This is a genomic window from Devosia pacifica (assembly GCF_014652635.1).
GTDB classification, from domain to species: Bacteria; Pseudomonadota; Alphaproteobacteria; order Rhizobiales; family Devosiaceae; genus Devosia; species Devosia pacifica.
Genome location: NZ_BMZE01000001.1, coordinates 431,512 through 455,435, shown reverse-complemented (window position 1 = coordinate 455,435; position 23,924 = coordinate 431,512). Strand labels below are relative to the sequence as shown.

Genomic DNA, 23,924 nt, shown 5'->3' with positions numbered 1-23,924 from the left:
CGGGCGCCCCTTTTTTATTCCGTTTCGATATACCCGATGTGCTCGGCGAACTGCGTCGACACCAGCTGCCACAGGTCGAAGACGGATCGCATATATTCGACCGATACCGGCACCGCGAGATCGAGATCCATCTCAACATTTGGTGTTCCGTCCTCGCCGATATACGCGCGGCTGAATCGCTTGCTCCTGTTCCAGTCGTTGACCGTCTCGAGCGATGGCGTTAGCGCGCTGAACCCCATGTAAAAGTTAACGTCCTCGCAGTCCTGATTATCGGTGCAGTTGAGGAAGTAGATCTGATAGATCAGCCCATCGAGCCGTCCTGTGATCAGCGGATCTTCGCCGGCATCATGCTCAGTGATTGCCTTGCCGTAACCGCGCGCGATGTCCAGAATCGCCTCGACGTTGCTGCCGTCAATTGTCTCCTGGGCGGGGGCAGCGACAGTCGTTGTCAAAGACGCGGTTGCGAAGAAAAGAATTCGAATCATCTTCATTTGGGCACCTTCCGTTCCTACATGTGTACTCGACCGACACTTTCGGGTCAGGGTACATGGTTTGGCGCGGATGGGCAGGTGGCATTTCCGCCTCCATCATCAGCATGAGACCAAATATTGTCTCGATTAGCCTCCCGCATGGCGGGGTTGCAGGAAATTCTCGATACAGCCCTTGACGTCGCGAGAGTCGGCAAGTAAACAGCGCCTACCTTAGCGGTCGGTCGTGATTGTCGCTTTGGGTTCCTGCCACCTAGCGCGGGCATCCGGGACTTTCAAACACACTGTCAGGTAGATAGACGAGCAAATCGTTGTACGCATGACTGTCGTCCTCGGGCGATGGTCCCCTGCAATTGAGGCGCCGCCGGGCTGAAAGCCACGGGCGGGCGCCGATTTGGTTTGCTTGTATCGCGATCGAATTGAATTTTGGACGATGGAAAGAGCTCGATGCCGACCATTAATCAGTTGATCCGCAAGCCTCGCTCGTCGAAGCCGAAGCGGAACAAGGTCCCGGCGATGGAAGCGAACCCGCAAAAGCGTGGGGTTTGCTCGCGTGTATACACCACCACGCCCAAGAAGCCGAACTCGGCTCTGCGCAAGGTGGCAAAGGTTCGCCTGACCAACGCCCGTGAAGTGATCTCCTATATCCCCGGTGAGGGGCACAATTTGCAGGAGCACTCCGTGGTTCTGATCCGTGGCGGTCGCGTTCGTGACCTTCCGGGTGTCCGTTATCACGTGCTCCGCGGTGTCCTCGACACGCAGAGCGTGAAGGACCGCAGGCAGCGCCGTTCGAAGTACGGCGCGAAGCGGCCGAAGTAAGGAGATATCGAGTCATGTCCCGTCGCCACCGTGCAGAAAAGCGTGACGTTCTCCCCGATCCAAAGTTCGGGGATATCATCGTCACCAAGTTCATGAACTCGCTGATGAAGGACGGCAAGAAGTCGGCCGCCGAGAGCATTGTCTACGGCGCTTTCGACATCGTGCAGGCCAAGATCAAGCAGGACCCGATCGAGGTCTTCCACGGCGCTCTCGATAACATTCGTCCCGCCGTCGAAGTTCGCTCCCGCCGCGTTGGCGGTGCCACCTATCAGGTGCCGGTCGAGGTTCGTACAGACCGTCAGCAGGCTCTGGCCATCCGTTGGCTGATCGACAGTGCCCGCAAGCGTGGTGAGAACACCATGCGCGAGCGCCTGTCTGGCGAGCTGATGGACGCGCTCAACGGGCGCGGCCAGGCCGTCAAGAAACGCGAAGATACGCACCGCATGGCAGATGCCAACCGTGCTTTCTCGCACTACCGCTGGTAGTAGGAGGACCTTATGGCCCGCGAATATTCTATGAAGCACTACCGCAACTTCGGCATCATGGCTCACATCGATGCCGGCAAGACCACCACGACTGAGCGCGTGTTGTTCTATACCGGCAAGAGCCACAAGATCGGCGAAGTTCATGACGGCGCTGCGACCATGGATTGGATGGAGCAGGAGCAGGAGCGGGGTATCACCATTACCTCGGCTGCCACGACGACCTTCTGGAAGGGTCGCGATGGCACCATGCACCGCTTCAACATCATCGACACTCCCGGACACGTTGACTTCACCATTGAAGTCGAGCGTTCGCTCCGCGTTCTCGACGGTGCAATTGCGCTGCTCGATGCGAACGCTGGTGTCGAGCCGCAGACCGAGACTGTCTGGCGCCAGGCCGACAAGTACGAAGTCCCGCGCATGATCTTCGTCAATAAGATGGACAAGATCGGTGCAGACTTCTTCCGCTGCGTTGACATGATCCAGGATCGCCTTGGTGCGAAGCCTGTTGTCATGCAGCTGCCGATCGGCGCCGAGAGCGAGTTCAAGGGCGTTGTCGATCTGATCGAGATGAACGCACTGATCTGGCGCAACGAAGAACTCGGCGCACAGTGGGATATCGTCGAGATCCCCGCTGAACTCAAAGAGCAGGCCGAGAAGTATCGTGAGCAGATGATCGAAGCCGCCGTTGAGGTGGACGATGCTGCCATGGAAGCCTATCTCGAAGGCGAGATGCCGGATAACGACACCATTCGTCGTCTTATCCGCAAGGGCACCTGCGATGTGGCCTTCTTCCCGGTATTCTGTGGTTCAGCGTTCAAGAACAAGGGCGTTCAGCCGTTGCTTGATGGCGTGATCGATTTCCTTCCGTCGCCGCTCGATGTTCCAGCTATTGCCGGTGTCGATGCGAAGACAGAAGAGCCGATCGAGCGTCATGCAGACGATGACGAGCCGCTGTCCATGCTTGCGTTCAAGATCGCAAACGACCCGCACATGGGTTCGCTGACGTTCTGCCGTATCTATTCGGGCAAGCTCGAAGCCGGTGCGCAGCTGCATAACACGGTCAAGGACAAGCGTGAGCGCGTCGGCCGTATGTTCCAGATGCACTCGAATAGCCGTGAGCAGATCACCGAGGCGTTTGCCGGTGATATCGTGGCGATCGTGGGCCTTAAGGATACCACTACGGGTGACACGCTGTGCGTGCCGAACTCGCAGGTTATTCTTGAGCGCATGATCTTCCCGGATCCGGTTATCGACATCTCGGTTGAGCCGAAGTCAAAAGCCGACCAGGAAAAGATGAGCCTTGCCTTGGCCCGTCTGGCCGCTGAGGATCCGAGCTTCCGCGTCAAGAGTGACGAAGAGTCCGGTCAGACCATCATCTCGGGCATGGGCGAATTGCACCTCGACATTCTCGTCGATCGCATGAAGCGCGAGTTCAAGGTCGAGGCGAATATCGGTCAGCCGCAGGTCGCGTATCGTGAGACGATCACGAAGCTTGCTGAAGTGGACTACACCCACAAGAAGCAGTCGGGTGGTTCGGGTCAGTTTGCTCGCGTCAAGATGACGGTCGAGCCGGCAGAGCCCGCAGCAGGTCTCGTGTTCGAGAACAAGATCGTTGGTGGTTCGATCCCGCGCGAGTACATTCCGGGTGTCGACAAGGGCGTTCGCTCTGTGATGGCTTCAGGTCCGCTGATCGGGTTCCCGATCGTCGACGTGAAGGTCACCCTGCTCGATGGCGCCTACCACGACGTCGACTCCTCCGTGCTCGCTTTCGAGATCGCCGGTCGTGCCGGCTTCAACGAAGCGCTGCGCAAGGCGGCTCCGCGTATCCTGGAGCCGATCATGAAGGTTGAGGTGACGACGCCTGAAGACTATATGGGCGACGTTATTGGTGACCTCAACTCGCGGCGTGGTCAGATCCAGGGCACCGAAGGCCGTGGTGTGGTTCAGGTCGTGAATGCGTTCGTGCCACTTGCAAACATGTTCGGTTATGTGAACTCGCTGCGCTCGATGAGCCAGGGTCGTGCTCAGTACACGATGCAGTTCGATCACTACGAGCAGGTGCCGCAGGCGGTCGCGGACGAAGTCCAGGCCAAATACGCCTAACAGCGCAAGCCTACTCAATAACAGTCAATCTAAGAATGTCGGCCTTTGCGCTGACGATTACGGAGAAAAGCGATGGCGAAGGAAAAGTTCTCTCGCAGCAAGCCGCACTGCAACATCGGCACCATCGGTCACGTTGACCATGGCAAGACCTCGCTGACTGCAGCGATCACCAAGGTGCTCGCCGAGACCGGCGGCGCGCTCTTCAAGAACTACGCCGACATCGACGCTGCGCCCGAAGAGAAGGCCCGCGGCATCACCATCAACACCGCTCACGTCGAGTACGAGACGGAAAACCGTCACTATGCTCACGTCGACTGCCCCGGCCACGCTGACTATGTGAAGAACATGATCACCGGCGCCGCGCAGATGGACGGTGCGATCCTCGTCGTGTCGGCTGCCGACGGCCCGATGCCCCAGACCCGTGAGCACATCCTGCTCGCTCGTCAGGTTGGTGTTCCGGCTCTCGTCGTGTTCCTCAACAAGTGCGACATGGTCGACGATCCGGAGTTGCTCGAGCTCGTCGAGCTGGAAGTGCGTGAGCTCCTGAGCTCGTACGAGTTCCCCGGCGACGATATTCCGATCACCAAGGGCTCGGCTCTTGTTGCTCTCGAGAACGGCGATCCGAAGCTCGGCCACGATGCCATCCTCGAGCTGATGAAGACTGTCGACGAGTACATTCCGCAGCCGGAGCGTCCGGTTGACCAGCCGTTCCTGATGCCGATCGAAGACGTGTTCTCGATCTCGGGTCGTGGTACCGTTGTGACCGGTCGTGTCGAGCGCGGCATCGTCAAGGTTGGCGAGGAAGTCGAAATCGTCGGCATCAAGGCGACGCAGAAGACGACCGTTACCGGCGTTGAAATGTTCCGCAAGCTGCTCGACTCGGGTGAAGCTGGCGACAACATCGGCGCACTGATCCGCGGTATCGACCGTTCGCAGGTCGAGCGTGGTCAGGTTCTGTGCAAGCCCGGTTCGGTTACCCCGCACACGGACTTCGTTGCAGAAGCCTACATCCTGACCAAGGAAGAAGGCGGCCGTCACACTCCGTTCTTCGGTAACTACCGTCCGCAGTTCTACTTCCGCACGACCGACGTGACTGGCGTCGTGACCCTGCCGGAAGGCACTGAGATGGTCATGCCGGGCGACAACGTGAACATGAACGTGCAGCTGATCGTGCCGATCGCCATGGAAGAGAAGCTCCGCTTCGCTATCCGTGAAGGTGGCCGTACCGTCGGCGCCGGCGTGGTTGCGAAGATCCTGAAGTAAGAACCCTAAAGACACTCGCGGCGCGCGGGGCTATCCGCGCGCCGCAGTCCATTTTGTCAGGATTTGAAAATGAACGGTCAAAATATTCGCATACGGCTCAAGGCCTTTGACCATCGCGTGCTCGATACATCGACGCGGGAGATCGTCAGCACGGCCAAGCGCACGGGCGCCCAGGTTCGTGGCCCCATCCCGCTGCCGACGCGGATTGAAAAGTATACCGTGAACCGTTCGCCGCACATCGACAAGAAGTCGCGCGAACAGTTCGAGATCCGGACCCACAAGCGTTTGCTCGATATCGTGGATCCAACTCCTCAGACGGTTGATGCACTGATGAAGCTCGATCTCGCCGCCGGTGTGGACGTCGAAATCAAGCTCTGAGTGACTGAGTTTCCGCGCTCTTCCGCAAAAGGGTCCTCTGAAGACATGACCCGGAACAGCGCTCAATAGAGAAGGTAGCAACCGATGCGTTCTGGATTGATCGCACAAAAGCTGGGCATGACCCGCATCTTCACGGAAGATGGATCGGATGTTCCGGTGACGGTGCTCGGCCTGCAGAATTGCCAGGTCGTGGGACAGCGGACCGCCGACAAGGACGGGTACGTCGCACTTCAGCTCGGCGCCGGCCAGGCGAAGGCCAAGAATTTGGCGAAGGCCACACGTGGCCAGTATGCCGTGGCCAAGGTCGAGCCCAAGCGGCACGTCGCGGAATTCCGCGTTGACGCTGAGAACCTCATTGAAGTTGGCGCCACGTTGAAGGCTGACCATTTTGTTGAAGGCCAGCTTGTTGACGTTACCGGCACCTCGATCGGTAAAGGCTTCGCCGGCGGCATGAAGCGCTGGAACTTCGGTGGTCTTCGCGCCTCGCACGGTGTGTCGGTTTCGCACCGTTCCGTCGGTTCGACTGGTCAGAACCAGGACCCCGGCAAGGTGTTCAAGAACAAGAAGATGCCTGGTCACATGGGTGCCCAGCGCGTCACCACGCAGAACGTCAAGGTCATCAAGACCGATGTTGAGCGTGGTCTGATCATGGTTCAGGGGTCGGTGCCAGGCGCCAAGGGCGGCTGGATCCAGATCCGCGATGCGGTCAAGCGGCCCGCTCCTGAAGGTATCGCTCTTCCCGGTTCGTTCGAGCCGGCCTCGGAAGCTGCGGGGGAAGGTAAATAAATGGAACTCCAGGTCACAACCCTCGACGGCAAGTCGGCCGGCAAGGTTGAGCTGGCAGACGACGTATTCGGTCTGGAAGTCCGCCAGGATCTTCTGCACCGCATGGTTCGCTATCAGCAGCTCAAGGCCATGGCCGGTACGCACCAGGTCAAGCACCGCTCCGATATCTCGCTGACGGGCAAGAAGTTTGTTCGCCAGAAGGGCTCCGGTGGTGCACGTCACGGCGATCGCAAGGTCACCCAGTTCCGTGGTGGTGGTCGCGCCTTTGGTCCCGAGACCCGCAGCCATGCGATTGATCTTCCCAAGAAGGTTCGCGCGCTTGCTCTCAAGCATGCACTTTCGGCGAAAGCCCGGGCAGGCGATCTCGTTGTTGTCGACAGTGTCGCGCAGCAGGAGGCCCGTACGGCCGGTCTGCGCACGGCTTTCGGCAAGCTGGAATGGACCAACGCGCTGATCATCGATGGCACCGAGGTGGATAAGAACTTCGCGCTTGCCGCGCGGAACATTCCTCACATCGACGTTCTGCCGGTGCAGGGTATCAACGTTGTCGACATCCTTCGTCGCCAGAAGCTGGTTCTGACGAAGTCGGCTCTCGATGCTCTCGAAGCGCGGTTCAACAAGACCGAGAAGGTGTCGGCATGAACAAGCTCGCTGCATACGACATCATCCGCAATCCGGTGGTGACTGAAAAGTCGACCCTGGCTTCGGAGTACAATCAGGTGGTTTTCGACGTCGCGGTTGATGCCTCGAAGCCCGAGATCAAGGCTGCGATCGAGCAGCTGTTCTCGGTGAAGGTTAAGGCGGTCAACACGTTCGTGCGCAAGGGCAAGGTCAAGCGGTTCCGCGGCCAGCTCGGTGCTCGCAACGATGTCAAGAAAGCCGTGGTGACCCTCGTCGACGGTCAGTCGATCGATATTTCGACCGGCCTCTAAGGGAGGGAGAAGAAGATAATGGCTCTAAAAACCTACAATCCGACCTCAGAGGGTGTTCGTCACCTCGTCACGGTCAACCGTGCGGGCCTGTGGACTGGCAAGCCGGTCAAGGCTCTGACGCAGGGTCTGACCAAGTCGGGCGGACGCAACAACGCTGGTCGCATCACCGCCTTTCACCGTGGCGGCGGGCACAAGCGCGCCTACCGCATGGTCGACTTCAAGCGGGTCAAGTACGACGTTGAGGGCACGGTCGAGCGTTTGGAATACGATCCTAACAGGACCGCGTTCATTGCGCTTGTAACCTACTCCGATGGCGAGCAGGCCTACATCCTGGCCCCGCAGCGTCTGCAGGCCGGCGACAAGATCGTCTCCTCGATGGGTACGGTCGACGTCAAGCCGGGCAATGCAATGCCGCTCGAGCGGATGCCGGTCGGCACTATCGTGCACAACATCGAGCTGAAGCCGAAAAAGGGCGGTCAGATCGCCCGCTCCGCCGGTGCCTATGCTCAGTATGTCGGTCGCGACCAGGGCTGGGCGGTTCTCCGTCTCAACTCGGGTGAGCAGCGCCGCGTGCATGGTTCCTGCCTCGCAACCGTTGGTGCGGTGTCCAACCCGGACCACTCGAATACATCGCTCGGCAAGGCCGGTCGTAAGCGTTGGCTCGGCAAGAAGCCGGTTAACCGCGGCGTGACCATGAACCCTGTCGACCACCCGCACGGTGGTGGTGAAGGCCGGACCTCAGGTGGTCGTCACCCTGTGACGCCGTGGGGCAAGCCGACCAAGGGCAAGCGTACCCGCACGAACAAGTCGACGGATAAGTTCATTATCCGTTCGCGCCACACCAGGAAGGGCCGCTAAGCCATGACCCGTTCGATTTGGAAAGGTCCCTTCGTTGATGGCTACCTGCTGAAGAAGGCAGAGAAGTCACGCGAGGGCGGCCGTAACGAAGTGATCAAGATCTGGAGCCGTCGTTCGACGATCCTGCCGCAGTTTGTGGGCATCACCTTTGGTGTTCACAACGGCCAGAAGCATGTTCCGGTGCTCGTGTCCGAAGAAATGATCGGCCACAAGTTCGGTGAGTTCGCTCCGACGCGCACCTATTACGGGCACGCGGCCGACAAGAAGGCGAGAAGGAAGTAGTCATGGGTAAGTCGAAAACCCCGCGGGCGCTCGCCGACAACGAGGCCAAGGCCGTTCTGCGTATGGTTCGGATCAGCCCGCAGAAGTTGAACCTTGTGGCACAGCTCATCCGCGGCAAGCGCGTTGAGAAGGCCATGGCTGAACTCGAGTTCTCGCACAAGCGGATCTCCGGGCAGGTCAAGAAGGTGCTGGAAAGCGCGATCGCGAACGCCGAGAACAATCACGGGCTCGACCCGGATGCGCTCGTCGTCAAGGAAGCCTATGTGGGCAACTCGCTGGTGATGAAGCGCTTCACCGCACGGGGCCGTGGACGCTCCTCGCGGATCCTGAAGCCATTCGCGCATCTGACGATTGTTGTCCGTGAAGCTGAGGAGGCCGCATAATGGGCCAGAAAATCAATCCGATCGGCTTCCGTCTCGGGATCAACCGGACCTGGGATTCGCGTTGGTACGCGAACAAGGGCGAGTATGGCTCGCTTCTGCAGGAAGATCTGAAGATCCGCGACATGCTGATGCGCGAGCTGAAGCAGGCGGCGGTCTCCAAGATCGTCATCGAGCGTCCGCACCGCAAGTGCCGCGTTTCGATCCACACTGCCCGTCCGGGCATCGTGATCGGCAAGAAGGGCGCAGATATCGACAAGCTGCGCGCCAAGGTTCGCAAGTTCACTGACAGCGAGGTTCACCTGAACATCGTTGAAGTGCGCAAGCCCGAGACCGATGCCACTCTGGTCGCCCAGGGTATCGCTCAGCAGCTCGAGCGTCGCGTTGCATTCCGTCGTGCCATGAAGCGTGCGGTGCAGACTGCGGTCCGCATGGGTGCCGGTGGCATCCGCGTGAATGTTGGCGGTCGTCTCGGTGGTGCCGATATTGCGCGTACCGAATGGTACCGCGAAGGTCGCGTTCCGCTGCACACCCTGCGTGCCGACATCGACTATGGCGTTGCTGAAGCCGAGACCACTTACGGCATCATCGGTGTCAAGGTCTGGATCTTCAAAGGTGAAGTTCTTGAGCACGACCCGATGGCGCATGAGCGTCGCGCCACTGAAGGTGGCGGGGAAGGCTCTGGCCGCCGCCAGCAGGCCGCCGGCTAGGAAGGTAGTGAATTATGCTGCAACCAAAACGCACTAAGTTCCGCAAGGCCCACAAGGGCCGGCTGCACGGCAATGCCAAGGGCGGTACGGACTTGAACTTTGGCCAGTTTGGCCTTAAAGCGACCGAACCCGAGCGCGTGACCGCGCGGCAGATCGAGGCGGCCCGCCGCGCGATCACCCGCGAAATGAAGCGCCAGGGTCGCGTGTGGATCCGGGTGTTCCCGGATCTGCCGGTTTCGCAGAAGCCGACTGAAGTACGCATGGGTAAAGGCAAGGGCTCGATTGAATATTGGGCTGCTCGCGTCAAACCCGGCCGTATCATGTTCGAGATTGACGGTGTGCCGGAAGATGTTGCGCGTGAAGCGCTGCGTCTCGGTGCCATGAAGCTTCCGGTTACGACCCGTGTCGTGACGCGGATTATCGACTAAGGACCGCGAGCTATGAATGCCAGTGATGTGCGGGCGAAGACCGCAGACGAGCTGAAGAGCGAGCTCGTGAACCTGAAGAAGGAACAGTTCAACCTGCGTTTCCAGCAGGCAACCCAGCAGCTGGAAGCTCCGGCCCGGGTGCGTCAGGTCCGCCGCGATATCGCGCGGATCAAGACGATCCTGGCCGAGAAGACCGCAGCGAAGTAAGGAGCGGCCCCAATGCCAAAACGTGTCTTGCAGGGGACTGTCGTCTCCAACGCAACTGATAAGACGGTGGTGGTGCGCGTTGAGCGTCGCTTTACCCACCCGCTGCTGAAGAAGACGGTTCGCCGTTCCAAGAAGTACCACGCCCATGACGAGGCCAATACGGCCCAAATAGGGGATGCGGTGTCGATTGAAGAATGCGCACCGAAGTCCAAGACCAAGCGTTGGTCGCTTGTTCCGCAGGCGTAGTGAATTTTAGAGATTTAGGTCGGCGAGCCGGGGACGGTGGGCCGGCTCAACAAGAAGGCATCCAGTCATGATTCAGATGCAATCCAATCTCGACGTCGCGGACAATTCCGGCGCTCGTCGTGTTATGTGCATCAAGGTGCTGGGCGGCTCGCATCGCAAGTACGCATCGGTTGGCGATATCATCGTCGTCTCGGTGAAGGACGCGATTCCGCGTGGCCGTGTTAAGAAGGGCCAGGTGATGAAGGCTGTGGTGGTTCGCACCGCATACGACATCCGCCGCCCCGATGGCACCGTGATCCGCTTCGACAAGAACGCCGCGGTTCTGATCAACAATCAGAAGGAACCGGTCGGCACACGTATCTTCGGGCCAGTGCCGCGCGAACTGCGCGCACGCAACCACATGAAGATCATCTCGCTCGCCCCAGAGGTGCTGTAATGGCTGCCAAGATTAAAAAGGGCGACAAGGTTGTCGTCCTGGCCGGCAAGGACAAGGGCAAGACTGGCCAGGTCCTTGAGGTCATTCCGTCCGAAACGCGCGCACTAGTCCAGGGCGTGAACCTGGTTCGTCGCCATCAGCGTCAGACGCCATCTAATGAGGCCGGCATCTTCACCAAGGAAGCGCCGATTCACCTTTCGAACCTGGCCGTCGCCGATGCTAACGGCAAGCCGTCGCGTGTCGGTTTCCAGATCAAGGACGGGGTTAAGAGCCGCGTCGCCAAGACCACCGGAGATGCAATCGATGGCTGAGACAGCTTATGTCCCTCGGCTCCGGACCGAGTATGACGAAAACATCAAGAAGGCGCTGTCCGAGCAGTTCGGTTATTCGAACGTCATGCAGCTGCCGCGGCTCGAGAAGATCGTGCTGAACATGGGCGTCGGTGAAGCCGTTGCGGATTCCAAGAAGATCCGTTCTGCTGCCGCCGATCTCGAACGCATCAGCGGTCAGAAGCCTGTCATCACCCGTGCCCGCAAGTCGATCGCCGGCTTCAAGGTTCGTGAAGACATGCCGATCGGCGTCAAGGTTACGCTGCGCAAGCAGCGCATGTACGAATTCCTCGATCGCCTGGTGAACATTGCGTTGCCGCGCGTTCGTGACTTCCGCGGGCTCAACCCCAAGTCGTTCGATGGCCGTGGCAACTACGCCATGGGTATTCGGGAACACATCGTTTTCCCGGAAATCAACTATGACCAGGTCGATCAGATCTGGGGCATGGACATCATCATTGCGACGACCGCCAAGACGGACGACGAAGCTCGTGCGCTCTTGAAGGGTTTCAACTTCCCATTCCGCCAGTAGGCGCAAGAGGGAAGGGACAAGGAACAGGATATGGCAAAGACCAGCTCCATCGAAAAGAACAAGCAGCGCGCCGCCGCTGCGAAGCGGACCGCTGCGAAGCGCGCCGCTCTCAAGGCAATCACCAAGGACCAGAGCTTGTCCATGGAGCAGCGTTTTGCCGCTCAGCTCAAACTGGCCGAGTTGCCCCGCAATTCGTCGCCGGTGCGCGTGCGCAACCGCTGTGAAGTGACCGGCCGTCCGCGTGGGTACTACCGCAAGCTCAATCTGAGCCGTGTGGCACTGCGCGAACTGGGCAACATGGGAATGATCCCGGGCCTGGTTAAGTCGAGCTGGTAAGGAGAAAAAGAAGATGAGCCTTACAGATCCGATCGGGGATATGCTGACCCGCATCCGCAATGCGCAGATGCGTCGCAAGAACTCGGTGACTACTCCGGCTTCCAATATCCGTGGTCGTGTGCTCGACGTGCTGCAGTCCGAAGGATTCATCCGCGGCTACAGCGAGGTCAAGTTCGAGAACGGCGCTGCCGAATACGAGATCGAACTCAAGTATTCTGAGAACGATCCGGTCATCCGCGAGATCCAGAGGGTTTCGCGTCCTGGACGTCGCGTGTATGCGTCGGTCCGCAATATTCCGTCGGTCGCTAATGGGCTTGGCGTGTCGATCCTGAGCACCCCGAAGGGTGTGATGGCCGATCACGAAGCGCGCGCGGCCAATGTTGGTGGTGAGGTACTCTGCCGCGTGTTCTAGTGCTGCGCCCGTTCGGCGGGCGTATTCTGGAATGCGGGTAAGACGATTACTCAAAAGGTTTATGAAATGTCACGTACTGGCAAGAAGCCGGTTGCTCCGGTGAGCGGTGTGACGGTCGCGATTGATGGTCGCTCCGTATCCGCCAAGGGCCCGAAGGGCGAACTCAGCATGATGCTGATGGACAACGTCTCGGTCGAGAACTCCGATGACGGTGTCGTGGTTACGCCGAACAACGACTCCAGCAAGGCTCGGGCGGCCTGGGGCACGACGCGCGCGTTGATCCAGAACATGGTCACCGGGGTCTCCAACGGCTTCGAGAAGCGCCTGGCGATCCAGGGCGTCGGTTATCGCGCTGCCATGCAGGGCAGGGACGTGAAGCTGTCGCTGGGCTTCAGCCACGAAGTGGTCTATCAGGCTCCTGAAGGAATCACGCTGGCAACGCCGACGCCGACCGAGATCGTGATCTCGGGCATCGACAAGCAGCAGGTCGGCCAGGTGGCATCGAATATTCGTGAGTGGCGCCCGCCTGAGCCCTACAAGGGCAAGGGTGTACGGTATGCGGATGAGCAGGTCTTCCGCAAAGAAGGCAAGAAGAAGTAAGGAGCGCCGGATATGGCAATCAGTGCAAAGGGAGCGGCCCGTCGCAAGGCTCGCGTGCGCAAGGCGCTCAGGGCCCGTGCCAACGGCCGTCCGCGGCTCTCGGTCTTCCGCTCCGACAAGAACATCTATGCGCAGATCATCGACGACGCCTCGGGGCGCACGTTGGCTGCGGCATCGACCCTCGACAAGGACGTCAAGTCCGAGGTCAAGAACGGCTCCACAACCGACGCAGCGGCCCGCATCGGCAAGCTGATCGCCGAACGTGGCTGCCAGGCCGGGGTTTCGCAGGTTGTCTTTGATCGTGGCAGCTACATCTATCATGGCCGTGTGAAGGCCCTCGCAGACGCCGCCCGTGAAGGCGGCCTGCAGTTCTAGCGCGGCTGAGGAAAGAAACATTATGAGCAGAGACGTTCAGGAACGCGATAGCGAATTCGTTGATCGCCTGGTTCACATCAACCGCGTTGCCAAGGTGGTCAAGGGTGGCCGTCGCTTCGGCTTCGCCGCTCTTGTTGTGGTTGGCGATCAGAAGGGCCGCGTTGGCTTCGGACACGGCAAGGCGCGCGAAGTGCCGGAAGCGATCCGCAAGGCAACCGAGCAGGCCAAGCGTCAGATGATCCGTGTGCCGCTGCGCGATGCGCGTACGCTGCACCACGATGTGGCCGGTCGCCACGGCGCCGGTAAGGTGATCCTGCGTGCAGCTGTGCCCGGTACGGGTATCATTGCCGGTGGTCCGATGCGTGCAGTGTTCGAGACGCTCGGAATCAACGATATCGTCGCCAAGTCCCAGGGCACGGCGAACCCCTACAACATGGTGCGAGCCACGTTTGACGCTCTCAAGCGCGTGGACAGCCCGCGCTCGGTTGCGGCGCGCCGGGGCCTCAAGGTCTCGGAGCTTCAGGCTCGTCGCGGCGAAATCGCCGTTGAAGCCTGAGTGACGGAGACAAAGAATGGCCAACGCTAAGACCATCGTTGTCGAGCAGATCGGTTCGCCGATCCGTCGCGACAAATCGCAGCGCGCGACCCTGATCGGGCTCGGGCTGAACAAGATGAACAAGAAGCGCGAGCTTGCAGACACGCCCGACGTTCGTGGCATGGTCCGCAAGATTCCGCACCTCGTCCGCATCGTCGGCGAGTGAGAAGGTAAGGTCCCGATATGACCCGTTTGAACGAACTCCGCGACAACCCCGGCTCGTCGAAGTCCCGCATCCGCATCGGGCGGGGCATCGGTTCGGGTAAGGGCAAGACCGGCGGCCGCGGCGGCAAGGGCCAGACGGCGCGCTCGGGTGTTGCCATCAACGGCTTCGAGGGTGGCCAGATGCCACTGCACATGCGCATGCCGAAGCGTGGCTTCAATGCGTATAATCCCTCGAAGTGGAATGCGGTCCGTATTGATCGCATCCAGGGCTACATCGACAGCGGCAAGCTGGACGCCAAGCAGGTGATCGACACCGACGCACTGGTTGCCGCCGGCGTTATCCGTCGTGCCAAGGACGGCGTGCGCCTGATCGGATCTGAAGGTTTCACCACGCAGAAGGTGTCCTTCAAGGTTGACTATGCGACCAAGGGTGCTCGTGAGGCCATCGAGGCTGCGGGCGGCAAGGTCGAAATGGCAGTAGACGCATCGGCCGAGTAATCTCGGCCCCGCGCCTGGCCTCTGGAGCATCGACGCGCAGGCGGGTGAGCCCGTCCTGCGCGTTCTGGTGCGCTAAATGACAGATTGGAGTGTCCTCTGCTTCGGCAGATAGTGGGCACCCACGCCAAGGGAGCGATTAATGGCGTCCGCAGCCGAACAGCTGGCCAGAAATCTCAATTTCTCGACATTTTCGAAGGCGAAAGCCCTGCAGCAGCGCATCTGGTTCACACTGGGCGCGCTGCTTGTCTATCGTCTGGGTACTTTCATTCCCGTTCCCGGCATCGATCCTGATGCCTTCCGGGCGACGTTTGAGCAAAGCCAGCAGGGCATTATCGGCATGTTCAACATGTTCGCCGGCGGTGCCGTCGAACGCATGGCGATCTTTGCGCTCAATCTTATTCCCTACATTACCGCATCGATCGTGGTGCAGGTCATGGCCACAGCCATCCCTCGGCTCGAGCAGTTGAAGAAGGAAGGCGAGGCGGGTCGCCGCAAGATGAACCAGTACACGCGCTACCTGGCGGTCGTGTTCTGTTCTGTGCAGGCATACGGCATCGCCGTAGGGCTGGAATCGAGTCCTGGCGTGGTACTCGATCCGGGCTGGTTCTTCCGCCTTTCGACCGTCATCACGCTCGTCGGCGGTACGATGTTCCTGATGTGGCTTGGTGAGCAGATCACCGCCCGCGGTGTCGGCAATGGTATTTCGTTGATCATTTTCGCCGGTATCGTCGCGAACCTGCCTGGCACGGTGGCGCAGACGCTCGAGCTCAGCAGAACCGGCGCTCTGCCGGCCTGGGCTGGTGTCGGGCTCCTGGTTCTTGCCGTGGCGGTCATCGCCGTCATCGTATTCTTCGAACGCGCCCAGCGTCGCTTGCTGATCCAGTATCCAAAGCGCCAAGTGGGCAACAAGATGTTCCAGGGCGATACCTCGCACCTGCCGCTCAAGCTGAACACTGCCGGTGTTATTCCGGTGATTTTCGGGTCTTCGCTGCTGCTGTTGCCTGCCACCATCGCGTCGTTCGCCGCGCAGGGGAATGCTCCCGGCTGGCTGACGACCATTACAGCTCTGCTCGGTCGCGGTCAGCCTCTCTATCTGGCTCTGTTTGCCGCGCTGATCATCTTCTTCGCGTTCTTTTACACGGCAATCGTGTTCAACCCGACGGAGACTGCTGACAATCTGAAGCGCTCAGGCGGCTTCATCCCTGGCATTCGCCCAGGTGAGCGTACGGCCCAGCACATCGATTACGTGCTGACGCGTATCACCGTCGTCGGTGCAGCCTACCTTGCGGTTGTTGCGCTTATTCCGGAAGTTCTGGTGAGCCAGCTCAGTGTCAGCCAGTTCATCGGCGGTACGTCGCTGCTCATCATGGTGACGGTGACGCTTGATACCATCAGCCAAATTCAGAGCCATCTGATCGCCCAGCAGTACGAAGGGCTGGTCAAGAAATCGAGACTTGGGGGAGGGCGACGCCGATGAGGCTGATCCTTTTGGGCCCGCCGGGGGCAGGCAAGGGCACACAGGCAAAGATCCTGATCGCGGAGTATGGCATTCCGCATCTATCGACCGGAGATATTCTGCGCGGCGCTATCGCGGAGAAGACCCCGCTGGGGTTGGAAGCCAAGGCCATCGTCGATCGCGGCGACCTGGTTTCAGACGATATCGTCAACGGCATTGTGTCGGAGCGGCTCGATGCCGAGGATTGCAAGCCGGGCTTCATCCTTGACGGCTTCCCGCGCACCATCGCCCAGGCGGAAGCGCTTGAGGCCATGCTTGAGGAAAAGGGCATGCAGCTCGATGCCGTTATCGAGGTTCAGGCCGATGCCGATACGCTTGTCGAGCGCGTTAAGAATCGTGCCAAGGAAAGTGGCGGTGCTCGCGCCGACGACAATGAGGAAGTGCTGCGCAAGCGCCTCGAGGTCTACAAGGGGCAGACAGCGCCGCTGGTAGAATTCTACCGCGGCAAAGGTCTTCTGAAGCCGGTTGACGGCATGAAGCCGGTGGATGAAGTCACCGCTTCGATTAAGGCGTCGCTCGGACGCTGAAACGAATAAAGGCAAGGCGGGCCTGTTGACAGTGTCAAGCCTTGTCCTTAAAGAACCGCACCAGTCTCACGGATTTTTGGACTGGATTCGGTTCCTCAATTGGTTGGGGGTCGAAGTCCGGTCCCTTGTTGTTTAACGACGCGCATCCAGGTGGTCCGCGTTGAATGAAGGAGAGCAGGCGTGGCTCGTATTGCTGGCGTCAATATCCCGACGAACAAGCGCGTGGTTATCGCGCTTCAGTACATTCACGGTATCGGTGACAAGTTTGCTGTCGATATCTGTGAGAAGGTGGGCATTCCCGCCGAGCGCCGTGTCAATGAGTTGACCGACGCTGAAGTCATTCAGATCCGCGAGACGATCGACCGCGATTATATCGTTGAAGGCGATCTGCGTCGCAGCGTGGCGATGAACATCAAGCGCTTGATGGATCTGGGCAACTACCGTGGCCTGCGTCATCGCCGCGGCCTTCCTGTTCGCGGTCAGCGCACGCATACCAATGCGCGTACCCGCAAGGGCCCCGCTAAGGCGATCGCCGGCAAGAAGAAATAGGATCCGCTGGATCCACGATGTAGCTGCCGGGGCATTCGGCTGACGGCAGCGCTGATATCGAACTGAGGACTTAAATGGCAAAGACCGAGACTACACGCGTTCGCCGCAAGGAACGCAAGAATATCACGTCGGGCGTGGCCCACGTGAACGCCTCCTTCAATAATACGATGATCACCATCGCCGACATGCAGGGCAACACGATTTCGTGGTCCTCGTCGGGCGTGATGGGCTTCAAGGGTTCGCGCAAGTCGACCCCGTACGCCGCGCAGGTTGCGGCTGAAGATGCTGCTAAGAAGGCTCAGGAACACGGCATGAAGACCCTTGAGGTCGAGGTTCGTGGTCCCGGTTCGGGGCGTGAATCGGCGCTTCGTGCACTTCAGGCGGCCGGTTTCAGCGTCACCTCGATCCGTGACGTGACCGCAATTCCGCACAATGGCTGCCGTCCGCGCAAGCGGCGCCGCGTCTAGTCAGACGCCCCTGGACTCCCGGCCTGCCGCATGGCGCCGGGAGCTGCATTTGCGTTTGCGGCCAAGCGGCCTTGGGTGGGCCGCTCTATTGAAAGGAATATACCGTGACGATCCAGAGGAACTGGCAAGAACTGATCAAGCCGACCAAGCTGGACATTGTTTCGGGTGACAACGCGCGCGTGGCTTCAGTGGTTGCTGAGCCGCTTGAGCGCGGGTACGGACTGACCCTTGGCAATGCTCTTCGTCGCGTGCTGCTGTCGTCTCTCCAGGGCGCCGCTGTCACTGCGATTCAGGTCGATGGCATTCTGCACGAGTTTTCTTCGCTGCCGGGCGTGCGCGAAGATATGACCGATCTCGTGCTGAATGTGAAGGAAATTTCGGTAAAGATGGATGGCGAGGGGCCGAAGCGGCTCACGCTCTCCAAGCAGGGTCCAGGCACCGTTACCGCCGGCGACATCCGCGTCACCGGAGATATCGAGATCCTGAACCCGGAACTCGTGATCTGCCACCTCGATGACGGTGCCGAGATCAATATCGAGTTCACCGTCGATACCGGCAAGGGTTACGTCGCTGCCGACAAGAACCGTCCCGAAGATGCTCCGATCGGCTATATTCCGGTCGACAGCCTGTTCTCGCCGGTTCGCCGTGTCAGCTACAAGGTCGACCCCACCCGTTCGGGTGAGAGCCTCGACAAGGACAAGCTGACGCTGCAGGTCGAGACCAATGGCGGTATCAGCCCTGAGGATGCGGTTGCCTATGCCGCCCGCATTCTGCAGGATCAGCTGACGGTCTTCGTGAACTTCGAAGAGCCGACGAAGGAAAAGGCGCAGGACAGTGTTCCCGAGCTGGCCTTCAACCCGGCGCTGCTCAAGAAGGTGGACGAGCTCGAGCTTTCGGTGCGTTCCGCCAACTGTCTCAAGAACGACAACATCGTATATATCGGCGACCTCATCCAGAAGACGGAAGCCGAAATGCTGCGGACCCCGAACTTCGGCCGCAAGTCGCTCAACGAGATCAAGGAAGTGCTGGCACAGATGGGCCTGCACCTTGGAATGGACGTGGCCAACTGGCCGCCTGAAAACATTGACGACCTCGCCAAGCGCTACGAAGATCACTACTGATCTCGCGCGGCACTGTTAAAGGAGACCTGAAATGCGCCACGCAAACCGAGGCCGCAAGCTCAATCGAACCGCCAGCCACCGCAAGGCGATGTTCGCGAATATGTCCGCCGCGCTGATCAAGCACGAGCAGATTGTCACCACTTTGCCGAAGGCGAAGGATCTTCGTCCGATCGTTGAGAAGCTCGTCACGCTCGGCAAGCGCGGCGACTTGCATGCCCGTCGTCAGGCGATCTCGCAGATCCGCGATGAGGCTCAGGTGCAGAAGCTGTTTGACGTTCTGGCGTCGCGCTATGCTGATCGTCAGGGCGGCTACCTGCGCATCATGAAGGCGGGCTTCCGCTATGGCGACAATGCGCCGCTGGCTGTCATCGAATTCGTTGATCGCGATGTGAATGCAAAGGGTCTCGACAGCGGCCCGGTGCAGGAACGCGATGACGAGGATGAAGCTGCCGCAGCATAAGCTGCCACACAGTTTCGGCTAGACTTTAGGAGGGCGGTCACGCAATGTCGTGACCGCCCTTTTTCTGTTGGGCTGGGGGAAACGATGAGCAACAAGGGCCTTGTGCTTGTAACCGGTGCATCGGGGTTCGTTGCGAAATACGTGATCGCCGGACTGATCAGTGGCGGCTACGAGGTGCGAGGCACCTTGAGGGACTTAAAAAAAGCTGACAGCGTCCGTCAGGCAGTTGCCAACATTTGCCCTATTGATAGCGCGCGCTCCCAGCTTGAGTTCGTCGAGACCGATCTGTTGGCCGATGCGGGCTGGGCGGCGGCAATGAACGACGTGTCCGCTATCATGCATGTCGCAGCAACCGTCGTGAAGATCGAACCGAAGGATGCGGATAGTGTGGTTCGGCCAGCGGTCGAGGGGACACGCCGTGTCATGGAAGCCGCGCACGCCGCCGGCGTCCGCCGTGTCATCCTGACATCTTCGATTGCCACCGTTGGGTACGGGCATGGCCACAAGAGCGGCGAGCGGACCTATACTGAGCAGCATTTCACCAATCTCGATGCAATGGCGAAGCCATGGGCCTACTGTATCGGCAAGACGCGTGCCGAGCAGGCCGCCTGGAGCTATGCCAGGGCGAACGACATGGCGCTCACAACCATCCATCCGGGCATGATCCTGGGGCCGGCCTCCGATCAGGACACCAGTATCTCTCTAGGTCTGGTCTCGGGGCTGCTGGATGGTTCGACACCCGCCATGCTCAATATGGGCTTCGCTGTTATAGATGTGCGCGACGTCGCGGCCATGCACATCGCTGCGCTCGAAAACGATGAATCAATCGGAGAGCGGTATCTGGCGACCAACCGCTATATCCACTTTACGGAAGTCGCGGAGATATTGCGGCAGAAGTACCCGGACCGGCCGATCACCCGCAAGGTAGTGCCGGATTGGATGCTGCGAATCATGGCGCGCATGGGCGCTCCGGTTCGCCAGATCATCAATGATGTCGGCAACGTCAAGCATTTCGAGGGGCGCAAAGGCGAGCGCCTGCTCGGGCGCCCCTACATTTCGGCGGAAGAGGCAGTGCTCAGCGCAGCAGAGACCGTTACCCGTTTCGGGTTGTTGTCAGATAAGGCCGTACCGAAGCGTCGCTCGGCCTAAGGTCTTGTCAGAGCCCACGCGTCGTAGAGCGCGTTCAGCTCGCGTGCGGAGCGGCAGTACACCATCGGCACGCCGATCGAGCGCGCGGTCTCAGGATAACGCTGCGGGCGCCGAGCCGAAACGATGAACACCCATTTCACCATCGACCATTTCAGGCTGTCGCGGCCGCCTTCGAGCATTCCTGCGCGTGGCTTGAAGCCGAACGTGCGCAAGAGATACCGGCCCATACGCCGCCATCGATTGTCCCAGAGCACGATGGCGCCGGTCGCCCTCGCGAAACGGGTAGGGTAGAGCTTCGAGTAGTTCCCCTCCATCACCCAGCGCGCGCTCGCGACGGCCTCATCATGAAGACGCTTGAACTCCTCGTCGGGGCGCTCCTGCCAATCACTGTTCTCGAGAAATCTGAACCGGTCGAGATGGATGGCTGGCAACCCGGTTGCGCCACTGATCGCTTCAGCGAGCGTCGACTTGCCCGCATTCGAGGGGCCGAGAATGACAATGCGTTCGCCGAACTCGGCGAGTGGCAGGATCGCAGGCACAACACCCTCCAGAGACGAAAAAGCCGCCGGCCCGGAAAGCCGGCGGCAACATTGAGGCTTGTCAGGTCTACTCCGGACGAACGTCCTTGCCGGTATAGATCTCGTCGACAAAATACTGATGGCGCTTATCGAAGCCGTTGAAGGGGGTCAGCGATGCCTGGGTATAGGCCCCCATCAGGCCGAACTCGATCCAGTCGTCCTCGCCGATATCGGCCGGCAGCATGTAGGTCTGCGGCAACACGTCATAGCTGTCGCAGGTCGGCCCGAAGATCGTGAAGCCTGCCACATCTTCCTCGGCATGAATCCGCGCGCCCCTCCAAACGCGCACTGGCGGCGTGAAGTCCATGAACTTCACTTCCATCAGAGCGCCGTAGGCGCCATCGTTGAGATAGACCGACAGCCCGCCGCGCTGATGCTTTACGCGCAGCAGCAACGACGTGCACGAGGTTGCAAGCGCGCGGCCGGGCTCGCAGATCAATTCGGGACGCGAGGAGCCGAAATTGTCGTCCATCGCCTCATTGATGAAGTCGAAATAATAGTCCATCGGCGGTGCGACGCTGGTCGGGTAGGGTGCCGGGAACCCACCGCCGATATTGAGGCGCTTGAGCTCAATGCCGGAGTCGCGCGCGATGCGCGCTGCCGCTGCGATGTGGCGCTCATAGGCGTAAGCGTCCTCGCACTGGCTGCCGACGTGAAAGCAGAGGCTGGGCTGGTAGCCCATCTGCTCGACCATCGTGGCGATCTCCACCGCACCCTGTTCCATCACGCCGAACTTGGTGCCGAAATCGTAGGACTTCAGCGCCTTGCCAGCCTTGAACCGTGTGGTCACTTCCACATCGCGATCCGGCGGCACCACCGAGGCCAGCTGATCCAGCTGCTGCGGGTGATCGATCGTGAAGGAGCGCACGCCGAACTCGTTATAGGCGCGCTCGATCTCGCGGCGGTTCTTGATCGGGTTATTGTAGTGCATCGTCGCGCCCGGCGCATATTTCTGCACCAGCGCCATTTCGGTGTTCGATGCCACGTCGAAGGCTTGCAGGCCCTCCTCATGCAGCTTCGCCAGGATGTGCGGCGAGGGGTTGCACTTGACGGCATAGGTCAGAAGACCCGAAAAGCCCTTCCGGAAAACCTGTACCGCACGCTGCAATTCGCGCTCCGAATACAGAAAGCTCGGGTAATCCGGCGCCTCGGCGGCGATCAGGGCAGACGTGGTCGGATACGCAGCAATAGTCTCGGTCATGAATCCGCGTCCTCGGCGTTGGTTTGAGAAGGGAGCGCCGCGTATAATCAGTGTTGGCGCGCAGCGCAATTGGTATATGGCGCAGGGATCTGACGATCGTGCGACCACCTTATTGGCGTCACCTTTGAGGGATTGAGGAACTGCACATTCTGCAGGTCCGGGGAATAGTATATGGCATCGTCTAGAACAGTCTTGGGCATCGTCGGAGGGGTTGGCGTCATCCTCTTGGCGGGTTGGTTTGCGCTAGATGAACACGATAGTGTCAACCCGGTCTTCAACCAACCCTCTGAAGCGCCGTCAGTTGTGGAGCCGGCAGTTGTCGGCACCGAAGCCCCGGTTTCGCAGATGATCGCTGAGGCGCCCGCACCCGAAATCACGCGGGCGGTGCCGAGCTCTCAAGATCAGGTGCGCCTCAGCTTCGCGCCGGTCGTAAGCGCCGTTGCCCCGGCGGTCGTCAACGTCTACGCCACGAGGGTCGAGCAGAGGAGCGCCAGCCCTTTCGCCAATGATCCGTTCTTTCAGCGGTTCTTCGGCGGGCGGACGCCCTATCAAAGCCGGCCTCAGACCTCCCAGTCGTTGGGATCGGGCGTGATCATCGATCCCTCGGGACTGATCCTGACCAATAGTCACGTGGTCAGCGGCGCAACCGACATTCGCATTGCCCTGACGGACCGGCGGGAACTCGGGGTCGAACTCGTTCTCGATGATCCTGAAACCGATCTGGCGGTGTTGCGGCTGAGCGAGCCGGAGACCGAGCCGTTGCCCTCACTCGGGTTTGCGGATTCAGATACGCTTGAGGTCGGCGATCTTGTGCTCGCAATCGGCAATCCGTTCGGCGTCGGGCAAACCGTGACCAGCGGCATCGTTTCGGCCCTAGCACGGACCGGGGTGGAGGCGAGCGATTACGAGTTCTTCATCCAGACCGATGCTGCCATCAATCCGGGAAACTCCGGCGGGGCACTGGTCGATCTCGATGGCAATCTGGTCGGGATCAACACAGCAATCTTCTCCCGGTCTGGTGGATCGGTGGGAATCGGCTTCGCCATTCCCTCGAACATGGCGCGAGTCGTCGCCGATGCCGGCTCGCGCGGCGGCGATATCGTGCGGCCATGGCTCGGGGCCCGGCTGCAGCCGGTTACCCCCGAACTGGCGGAGAGCCTTCAGCTCTCCTCGCCATCGGGCGCCCTTGTGAACGAAGTTGCGCCAACTGGCCCTGCCATGCAGGCGGGTCTGCAAACGGGAGACGTGATCACCGCGATCGATGGCGTACCCGTGACCACCCCGGCAACGTTGAACTTTCGTCTGGCGACGATGCCGCTCGGCACAGAAGCAGAGCTGAGTGTCGTGAGACGGGGTGAGACCGTGTCGCTCAATCTTCCAGTCGAGGCGCCCTCCGGCGGCACCGATGTCAGCGCGACAACGATCGAGGGAAACACGCGGTTTGCCGGCGCGACGGCTGAAACCCTGCAACCGGCCCTCGCTGAGCAGTATGGTCTGTCCTACGAGGCCAGCGGCGTTGTCATCACCGATGTGGCCGCGTCCTCGCCGGCTTCTGCCATGGGCCTTGCCACAGGGGATGTCATTCTTACCCTTAACGGCATAGAGATCGAAAACGCCGAAACTTTCTCTCAGCTTGCCTCACAGCGTCAGCGCGTCTGGGAGATTGTCCTGCAACGAAACGGCCGGGTCATTCGTACCCGGGTCAGTGGTTGA

Annotated in this window: 36 protein-coding genes; 33 read left to right on the top strand and 3 right to left on the bottom strand. The window is 60.1% G+C overall.

Translation table 11 applies throughout. The features are described 5' to 3' along the window. Nucleotides 1–14 precede the first annotated feature (14 nt). The gene (locus tag IE127_RS02230; protein ID WP_189422929.1) at nucleotides 15–491 is read right to left on the bottom strand and encodes a YbjN domain-containing protein; all 477 of its coding nucleotides are present in this window, start codon (nucleotides 489–491) and stop codon (nucleotides 15–17) included. A gap of 444 nt (nucleotides 492–935) precedes the next feature. On the opposite strand from IE127_RS02230, the gene rpsL reads away from it, so the two are divergent. From rpsL to IE127_RS02070, 32 genes are all read left to right on the top strand, one after another. Beyond that, nucleotides 936–1,307, top strand: a complete 372-nt coding sequence (rpsL, locus tag IE127_RS02225; RefSeq protein WP_189422928.1) for a 30S ribosomal protein S12 — start codon at nucleotides 936–938, stop codon at nucleotides 1,305–1,307. A 14-nt stretch (nucleotides 1,308–1,321) separates the two neighbouring features. Next, the gene (gene rpsG / locus IE127_RS02220) at nucleotides 1,322–1,792 is read left to right on the top strand and encodes a 30S ribosomal protein S7 (RefSeq protein WP_189422927.1); all 471 of its coding nucleotides are present in this window, start codon (nucleotides 1,322–1,324) and stop codon (nucleotides 1,790–1,792) included. Between the two features lie 12 nt (nucleotides 1,793–1,804). Then, entirely contained in the window at nucleotides 1,805–3,895 is a 2,091-nt protein-coding gene (gene fusA, locus IE127_RS02215) for an elongation factor G (RefSeq protein ID WP_189422926.1), read from the top strand. A 72-nt stretch (nucleotides 3,896–3,967) separates the two neighbouring features. Beyond that, entirely contained in the window at nucleotides 3,968–5,158 is a 1,191-nt protein-coding gene (gene tuf, locus IE127_RS02210; RefSeq protein WP_189422925.1) for an elongation factor Tu, read from the top strand. Nucleotides 5,159–5,227: 69 nt separating this feature from the next. Beyond that, complete coding sequence (rpsJ, locus tag IE127_RS02205) at nucleotides 5,228–5,536, top strand: 30S ribosomal protein S10 (protein WP_189422924.1); 309 nt, start codon at nucleotides 5,228–5,230, stop codon at nucleotides 5,534–5,536. Between the two features lie 84 nt (nucleotides 5,537–5,620). Continuing rightward, nucleotides 5,621–6,322 (top strand): 50S ribosomal protein L3, encoded by a 702-nt coding sequence (rplC, locus tag IE127_RS02200; RefSeq protein WP_189422923.1) that lies wholly within the window; start codon nucleotides 5,621–5,623, stop codon nucleotides 6,320–6,322. Further along, nucleotides 6,323–6,964: a 50S ribosomal protein L4 gene (gene rplD / locus IE127_RS02195; protein ID WP_189422921.1), complete on the top strand. Its 642-nt coding sequence runs from the start codon at nucleotides 6,323–6,325 to the stop codon at nucleotides 6,962–6,964. Beyond that, complete coding sequence (locus IE127_RS02190) at nucleotides 6,961–7,254, top strand: 50S ribosomal protein L23 (protein WP_189422919.1); 294 nt, start codon at nucleotides 6,961–6,963, stop codon at nucleotides 7,252–7,254. Before rplD ends, IE127_RS02190 begins: the two co-directional genes overlap by 4 nt. A gap of 18 nt (nucleotides 7,255–7,272) precedes the next feature. Beyond that, a complete protein-coding gene (rplB, locus tag IE127_RS02185) occupies nucleotides 7,273–8,112 on the top strand; it encodes a 50S ribosomal protein L2 (RefSeq protein ID WP_189422917.1) in 840 nt (279 codons plus the stop codon). A gap of 3 nt (nucleotides 8,113–8,115) precedes the next feature. Continuing rightward, nucleotides 8,116–8,394, top strand: a complete 279-nt coding sequence (gene rpsS, locus IE127_RS02180) for a 30S ribosomal protein S19 (RefSeq protein ID WP_189422915.1) — start codon at nucleotides 8,116–8,118, stop codon at nucleotides 8,392–8,394. 2 nt (nucleotides 8,395–8,396) lie between these two features. Then, the gene (gene rplV, locus IE127_RS02175; RefSeq protein WP_189422913.1) at nucleotides 8,397–8,777 is read left to right on the top strand and encodes a 50S ribosomal protein L22; all 381 of its coding nucleotides are present in this window, start codon (nucleotides 8,397–8,399) and stop codon (nucleotides 8,775–8,777) included. After that, nucleotides 8,777–9,484: a 30S ribosomal protein S3 gene (rpsC, locus tag IE127_RS02170; RefSeq protein WP_189422911.1), complete on the top strand. Its 708-nt coding sequence runs from the start codon at nucleotides 8,777–8,779 to the stop codon at nucleotides 9,482–9,484. The genes rplV and rpsC overlap by 1 nt, the downstream gene beginning before the upstream one ends. Before the next feature lie 14 nt (nucleotides 9,485–9,498). Continuing rightward, nucleotides 9,499–9,912: a 50S ribosomal protein L16 gene (rplP, locus tag IE127_RS02165; RefSeq protein ID WP_189422909.1), complete on the top strand. Its 414-nt coding sequence runs from the start codon at nucleotides 9,499–9,501 to the stop codon at nucleotides 9,910–9,912. Nucleotides 9,913–9,924: 12 nt separating this feature from the next. Further along, nucleotides 9,925–10,119 carry a 50S ribosomal protein L29 gene (rpmC, locus tag IE127_RS02160; protein WP_189422908.1) on the top strand — a complete coding sequence of 65 codons (195 nt, stop codon included), beginning with the start codon at nucleotides 9,925–9,927 and terminating at the stop codon, nucleotides 10,117–10,119. Nucleotides 10,120–10,131: 12 nt separating this feature from the next. Further along, nucleotides 10,132–10,365 (top strand): 30S ribosomal protein S17, encoded by a 234-nt coding sequence (gene rpsQ / locus IE127_RS02155; protein ID WP_189422907.1) that lies wholly within the window; start codon nucleotides 10,132–10,134, stop codon nucleotides 10,363–10,365. 67 nt (nucleotides 10,366–10,432) lie between these two features. Further along, nucleotides 10,433–10,801, top strand: coding sequence for a 50S ribosomal protein L14 (rplN, locus tag IE127_RS02150; protein ID WP_189422906.1), 369 nt, complete (start codon nucleotides 10,433–10,435; stop codon nucleotides 10,799–10,801). Next, nucleotides 10,801–11,112 carry a 50S ribosomal protein L24 gene (gene rplX / locus IE127_RS02145; protein ID WP_189422905.1) on the top strand — a complete coding sequence of 104 codons (312 nt, stop codon included), beginning with the start codon at nucleotides 10,801–10,803 and terminating at the stop codon, nucleotides 11,110–11,112. Before rplN ends, rplX begins: the two co-directional genes overlap by 1 nt. Continuing rightward, the gene (gene rplE, locus IE127_RS02140) at nucleotides 11,105–11,662 is read left to right on the top strand and encodes a 50S ribosomal protein L5 (RefSeq protein ID WP_189422904.1); all 558 of its coding nucleotides are present in this window, start codon (nucleotides 11,105–11,107) and stop codon (nucleotides 11,660–11,662) included. The genes rplX and rplE overlap by 8 nt, the downstream gene beginning before the upstream one ends. A gap of 30 nt (nucleotides 11,663–11,692) precedes the next feature. Further along, a complete protein-coding gene (gene rpsN, locus IE127_RS02135) occupies nucleotides 11,693–11,998 on the top strand; it encodes a 30S ribosomal protein S14 (protein ID WP_189422903.1) in 306 nt (101 codons plus the stop codon). A gap of 13 nt (nucleotides 11,999–12,011) precedes the next feature. After that, complete coding sequence (gene rpsH, locus IE127_RS02130) at nucleotides 12,012–12,410, top strand: 30S ribosomal protein S8 (protein ID WP_189422902.1); 399 nt, start codon at nucleotides 12,012–12,014, stop codon at nucleotides 12,408–12,410. A 66-nt stretch (nucleotides 12,411–12,476) separates the two neighbouring features. Beyond that, nucleotides 12,477–13,010 (top strand): 50S ribosomal protein L6, encoded by a 534-nt coding sequence (rplF, locus tag IE127_RS02125; protein ID WP_189422901.1) that lies wholly within the window; start codon nucleotides 12,477–12,479, stop codon nucleotides 13,008–13,010. Nucleotides 13,011–13,022: 12 nt separating this feature from the next. Next, nucleotides 13,023–13,385, top strand: coding sequence for a 50S ribosomal protein L18 (rplR, locus tag IE127_RS02120; protein WP_189422899.1), 363 nt, complete (start codon nucleotides 13,023–13,025; stop codon nucleotides 13,383–13,385). Nucleotides 13,386–13,407: 22 nt separating this feature from the next. Continuing rightward, nucleotides 13,408–13,941 carry a 30S ribosomal protein S5 gene (gene rpsE / locus IE127_RS02115; RefSeq protein WP_189422897.1) on the top strand — a complete coding sequence of 178 codons (534 nt, stop codon included), beginning with the start codon at nucleotides 13,408–13,410 and terminating at the stop codon, nucleotides 13,939–13,941. A 16-nt stretch (nucleotides 13,942–13,957) separates the two neighbouring features. Continuing rightward, a complete protein-coding gene (gene rpmD / locus IE127_RS02110; RefSeq protein WP_189422895.1) occupies nucleotides 13,958–14,146 on the top strand; it encodes a 50S ribosomal protein L30 in 189 nt (62 codons plus the stop codon). A gap of 17 nt (nucleotides 14,147–14,163) precedes the next feature. Then, nucleotides 14,164–14,643, top strand: coding sequence for a 50S ribosomal protein L15 (rplO, locus tag IE127_RS02105; protein ID WP_189422893.1), 480 nt, complete (start codon nucleotides 14,164–14,166; stop codon nucleotides 14,641–14,643). A 139-nt stretch (nucleotides 14,644–14,782) separates the two neighbouring features. Continuing rightward, on the top strand, nucleotides 14,783–16,120 hold the full coding sequence (secY, locus tag IE127_RS02100; protein WP_189422891.1) for a preprotein translocase subunit SecY: 1,338 nt from the start codon (nucleotides 14,783–14,785) through the stop codon (nucleotides 16,118–16,120). After that, entirely contained in the window at nucleotides 16,117–16,686 is a 570-nt protein-coding gene (locus tag IE127_RS02095; protein WP_189422889.1) for an adenylate kinase, read from the top strand. Before secY ends, IE127_RS02095 begins: the two co-directional genes overlap by 4 nt. Before the next feature lie 180 nt (nucleotides 16,687–16,866). Next, nucleotides 16,867–17,235: a 30S ribosomal protein S13 gene (gene rpsM, locus IE127_RS02090; RefSeq protein WP_189422887.1), complete on the top strand. Its 369-nt coding sequence runs from the start codon at nucleotides 16,867–16,869 to the stop codon at nucleotides 17,233–17,235. A gap of 74 nt (nucleotides 17,236–17,309) precedes the next feature. Further along, on the top strand, nucleotides 17,310–17,702 hold the full coding sequence (gene rpsK / locus IE127_RS02085) for a 30S ribosomal protein S11 (protein WP_189422885.1): 393 nt from the start codon (nucleotides 17,310–17,312) through the stop codon (nucleotides 17,700–17,702). Between the two features lie 104 nt (nucleotides 17,703–17,806). Continuing rightward, complete coding sequence (locus IE127_RS02080; RefSeq protein ID WP_189422883.1) at nucleotides 17,807–18,823, top strand: DNA-directed RNA polymerase subunit alpha; 1,017 nt, start codon at nucleotides 17,807–17,809, stop codon at nucleotides 18,821–18,823. Nucleotides 18,824–18,854: 31 nt separating this feature from the next. Further along, entirely contained in the window at nucleotides 18,855–19,283 is a 429-nt protein-coding gene (gene rplQ / locus IE127_RS02075) for a 50S ribosomal protein L17 (protein WP_189422882.1), read from the top strand. A gap of 84 nt (nucleotides 19,284–19,367) precedes the next feature. Continuing rightward, entirely contained in the window at nucleotides 19,368–20,432 is a 1,065-nt protein-coding gene (locus IE127_RS02070) for an NAD-dependent epimerase/dehydratase family protein (protein WP_189422880.1), read from the top strand. On the opposite strand, the gene IE127_RS02065 is transcribed toward IE127_RS02070, so the two are convergent. Both IE127_RS02065 and IE127_RS02060 read right to left on the bottom strand, forming a co-directional pair. Then, nucleotides 20,429–20,971 carry a P-loop NTPase family protein gene (locus IE127_RS02065; RefSeq protein ID WP_244639879.1) on the bottom strand — a complete coding sequence of 181 codons (543 nt, stop codon included), beginning with the start codon at nucleotides 20,969–20,971 and terminating at the stop codon, nucleotides 20,429–20,431. The genes IE127_RS02070 and IE127_RS02065 overlap by 4 nt on opposite strands. A gap of 67 nt (nucleotides 20,972–21,038) precedes the next feature. After that, nucleotides 21,039–22,211 (bottom strand): type III PLP-dependent enzyme domain-containing protein, encoded by a 1,173-nt coding sequence (locus IE127_RS02060; RefSeq protein WP_189422878.1) that lies wholly within the window; start codon nucleotides 22,209–22,211, stop codon nucleotides 21,039–21,041. A 171-nt stretch (nucleotides 22,212–22,382) separates the two neighbouring features. Here IE127_RS02060 and IE127_RS02055 point away from each other — a divergent pair, with 171 nt between their 5' ends. Further along, nucleotides 22,383–23,924: a Do family serine endopeptidase gene (locus IE127_RS02055; protein WP_244639877.1), complete on the top strand. Its 1,542-nt coding sequence runs from the start codon at nucleotides 22,383–22,385 to the stop codon at nucleotides 23,922–23,924.

What these genes read in the sequence shown, in the direction of transcription:
- rplD (WP_189422921.1), top strand. Translation starts at nt 6,323, where the DNA reads ATGGAACTCCAGGTCACAACCCTCGACGGCAAGTCGGCCGGCAAGGTT.
- rpsS (WP_189422915.1), top strand. Translation starts at nt 8,116, where the DNA reads ATGACCCGTTCGATTTGGAAAGGTCCCTTCGTTGATGGCTACCTGCTG.
- fusA (WP_189422926.1), top strand. Translation starts at nt 1,805, where the DNA reads ATGGCCCGCGAATATTCTATGAAGCACTACCGCAACTTCGGCATCATG.
- rpmC (WP_189422908.1), top strand. Translation starts at nt 9,925, where the DNA reads ATGAATGCCAGTGATGTGCGGGCGAAGACCGCAGACGAGCTGAAGAGC.
- IE127_RS02230 (WP_189422929.1), bottom strand. Translation starts at nt 491, where the DNA reads ATGAAGATGATTCGAATTCTTTTCTTCGCAACCGCGTCTTTGACAACG.
- rpsK (WP_189422885.1), top strand. Translation starts at nt 17,310, where the DNA reads ATGGCAAAGACCGAGACTACACGCGTTCGCCGCAAGGAACGCAAGAAT.
- IE127_RS02190 (WP_189422919.1), top strand. Translation starts at nt 6,961, where the DNA reads ATGAACAAGCTCGCTGCATACGACATCATCCGCAATCCGGTGGTGACT.
- rplC (WP_189422923.1), top strand. Translation starts at nt 5,621, where the DNA reads ATGCGTTCTGGATTGATCGCACAAAAGCTGGGCATGACCCGCATCTTC.
- rplO (WP_189422893.1), top strand. Translation starts at nt 14,164, where the DNA reads ATGACCCGTTTGAACGAACTCCGCGACAACCCCGGCTCGTCGAAGTCC.
- rpsL (WP_189422928.1), top strand. Translation starts at nt 936, where the DNA reads ATGCCGACCATTAATCAGTTGATCCGCAAGCCTCGCTCGTCGAAGCCG.
- rplV (WP_189422913.1), top strand. Translation starts at nt 8,397, where the DNA reads ATGGGTAAGTCGAAAACCCCGCGGGCGCTCGCCGACAACGAGGCCAAG.
- rplN (WP_189422906.1), top strand. Translation starts at nt 10,433, where the DNA reads ATGATTCAGATGCAATCCAATCTCGACGTCGCGGACAATTCCGGCGCT.
- rplR (WP_189422899.1), top strand. Translation starts at nt 13,023, where the DNA reads ATGGCAATCAGTGCAAAGGGAGCGGCCCGTCGCAAGGCTCGCGTGCGC.
- rpsG (WP_189422927.1), top strand. Translation starts at nt 1,322, where the DNA reads ATGTCCCGTCGCCACCGTGCAGAAAAGCGTGACGTTCTCCCCGATCCA.
- rplB (WP_189422917.1), top strand. Translation starts at nt 7,273, where the DNA reads ATGGCTCTAAAAACCTACAATCCGACCTCAGAGGGTGTTCGTCACCTC.
- rpsH (WP_189422902.1), top strand. Translation starts at nt 12,012, where the DNA reads ATGAGCCTTACAGATCCGATCGGGGATATGCTGACCCGCATCCGCAAT.
- rpsJ (WP_189422924.1), top strand. Translation starts at nt 5,228, where the DNA reads ATGAACGGTCAAAATATTCGCATACGGCTCAAGGCCTTTGACCATCGC.
- IE127_RS02060 (WP_189422878.1), bottom strand. Translation starts at nt 22,211, where the DNA reads ATGACCGAGACTATTGCTGCGTATCCGACCACGTCTGCCCTGATCGCC.
- rplX (WP_189422905.1), top strand. Translation starts at nt 10,801, where the DNA reads ATGGCTGCCAAGATTAAAAAGGGCGACAAGGTTGTCGTCCTGGCCGGC.
- rplP (WP_189422909.1), top strand. Translation starts at nt 9,499, where the DNA reads ATGCTGCAACCAAAACGCACTAAGTTCCGCAAGGCCCACAAGGGCCGG.
- rplE (WP_189422904.1), top strand. Translation starts at nt 11,105, where the DNA reads ATGGCTGAGACAGCTTATGTCCCTCGGCTCCGGACCGAGTATGACGAA.
- rplF (WP_189422901.1), top strand. Translation starts at nt 12,477, where the DNA reads ATGTCACGTACTGGCAAGAAGCCGGTTGCTCCGGTGAGCGGTGTGACG.
- rpmD (WP_189422895.1), top strand. Translation starts at nt 13,958, where the DNA reads ATGGCCAACGCTAAGACCATCGTTGTCGAGCAGATCGGTTCGCCGATC.
- tuf (WP_189422925.1), top strand. Translation starts at nt 3,968, where the DNA reads ATGGCGAAGGAAAAGTTCTCTCGCAGCAAGCCGCACTGCAACATCGGC.
- IE127_RS02095 (WP_189422889.1), top strand. Translation starts at nt 16,117, where the DNA reads ATGAGGCTGATCCTTTTGGGCCCGCCGGGGGCAGGCAAGGGCACACAG.
- rplQ (WP_189422882.1), top strand. Translation starts at nt 18,855, where the DNA reads ATGCGCCACGCAAACCGAGGCCGCAAGCTCAATCGAACCGCCAGCCAC.
- rpsE (WP_189422897.1), top strand. Translation starts at nt 13,408, where the DNA reads ATGAGCAGAGACGTTCAGGAACGCGATAGCGAATTCGTTGATCGCCTG.
- IE127_RS02070 (WP_189422880.1), top strand. Translation starts at nt 19,368, where the DNA reads ATGAGCAACAAGGGCCTTGTGCTTGTAACCGGTGCATCGGGGTTCGTT.
- IE127_RS02055 (WP_244639877.1), top strand. Translation starts at nt 22,383, where the DNA reads ATGGCATCGTCTAGAACAGTCTTGGGCATCGTCGGAGGGGTTGGCGTC.
- rpsN (WP_189422903.1), top strand. Translation starts at nt 11,693, where the DNA reads ATGGCAAAGACCAGCTCCATCGAAAAGAACAAGCAGCGCGCCGCCGCT.
- rpsQ (WP_189422907.1), top strand. Translation starts at nt 10,132, where the DNA reads ATGCCAAAACGTGTCTTGCAGGGGACTGTCGTCTCCAACGCAACTGAT.
- secY (WP_189422891.1), top strand. Translation starts at nt 14,783, where the DNA reads ATGGCGTCCGCAGCCGAACAGCTGGCCAGAAATCTCAATTTCTCGACA.
- rpsC (WP_189422911.1), top strand. Translation starts at nt 8,777, where the DNA reads ATGGGCCAGAAAATCAATCCGATCGGCTTCCGTCTCGGGATCAACCGG.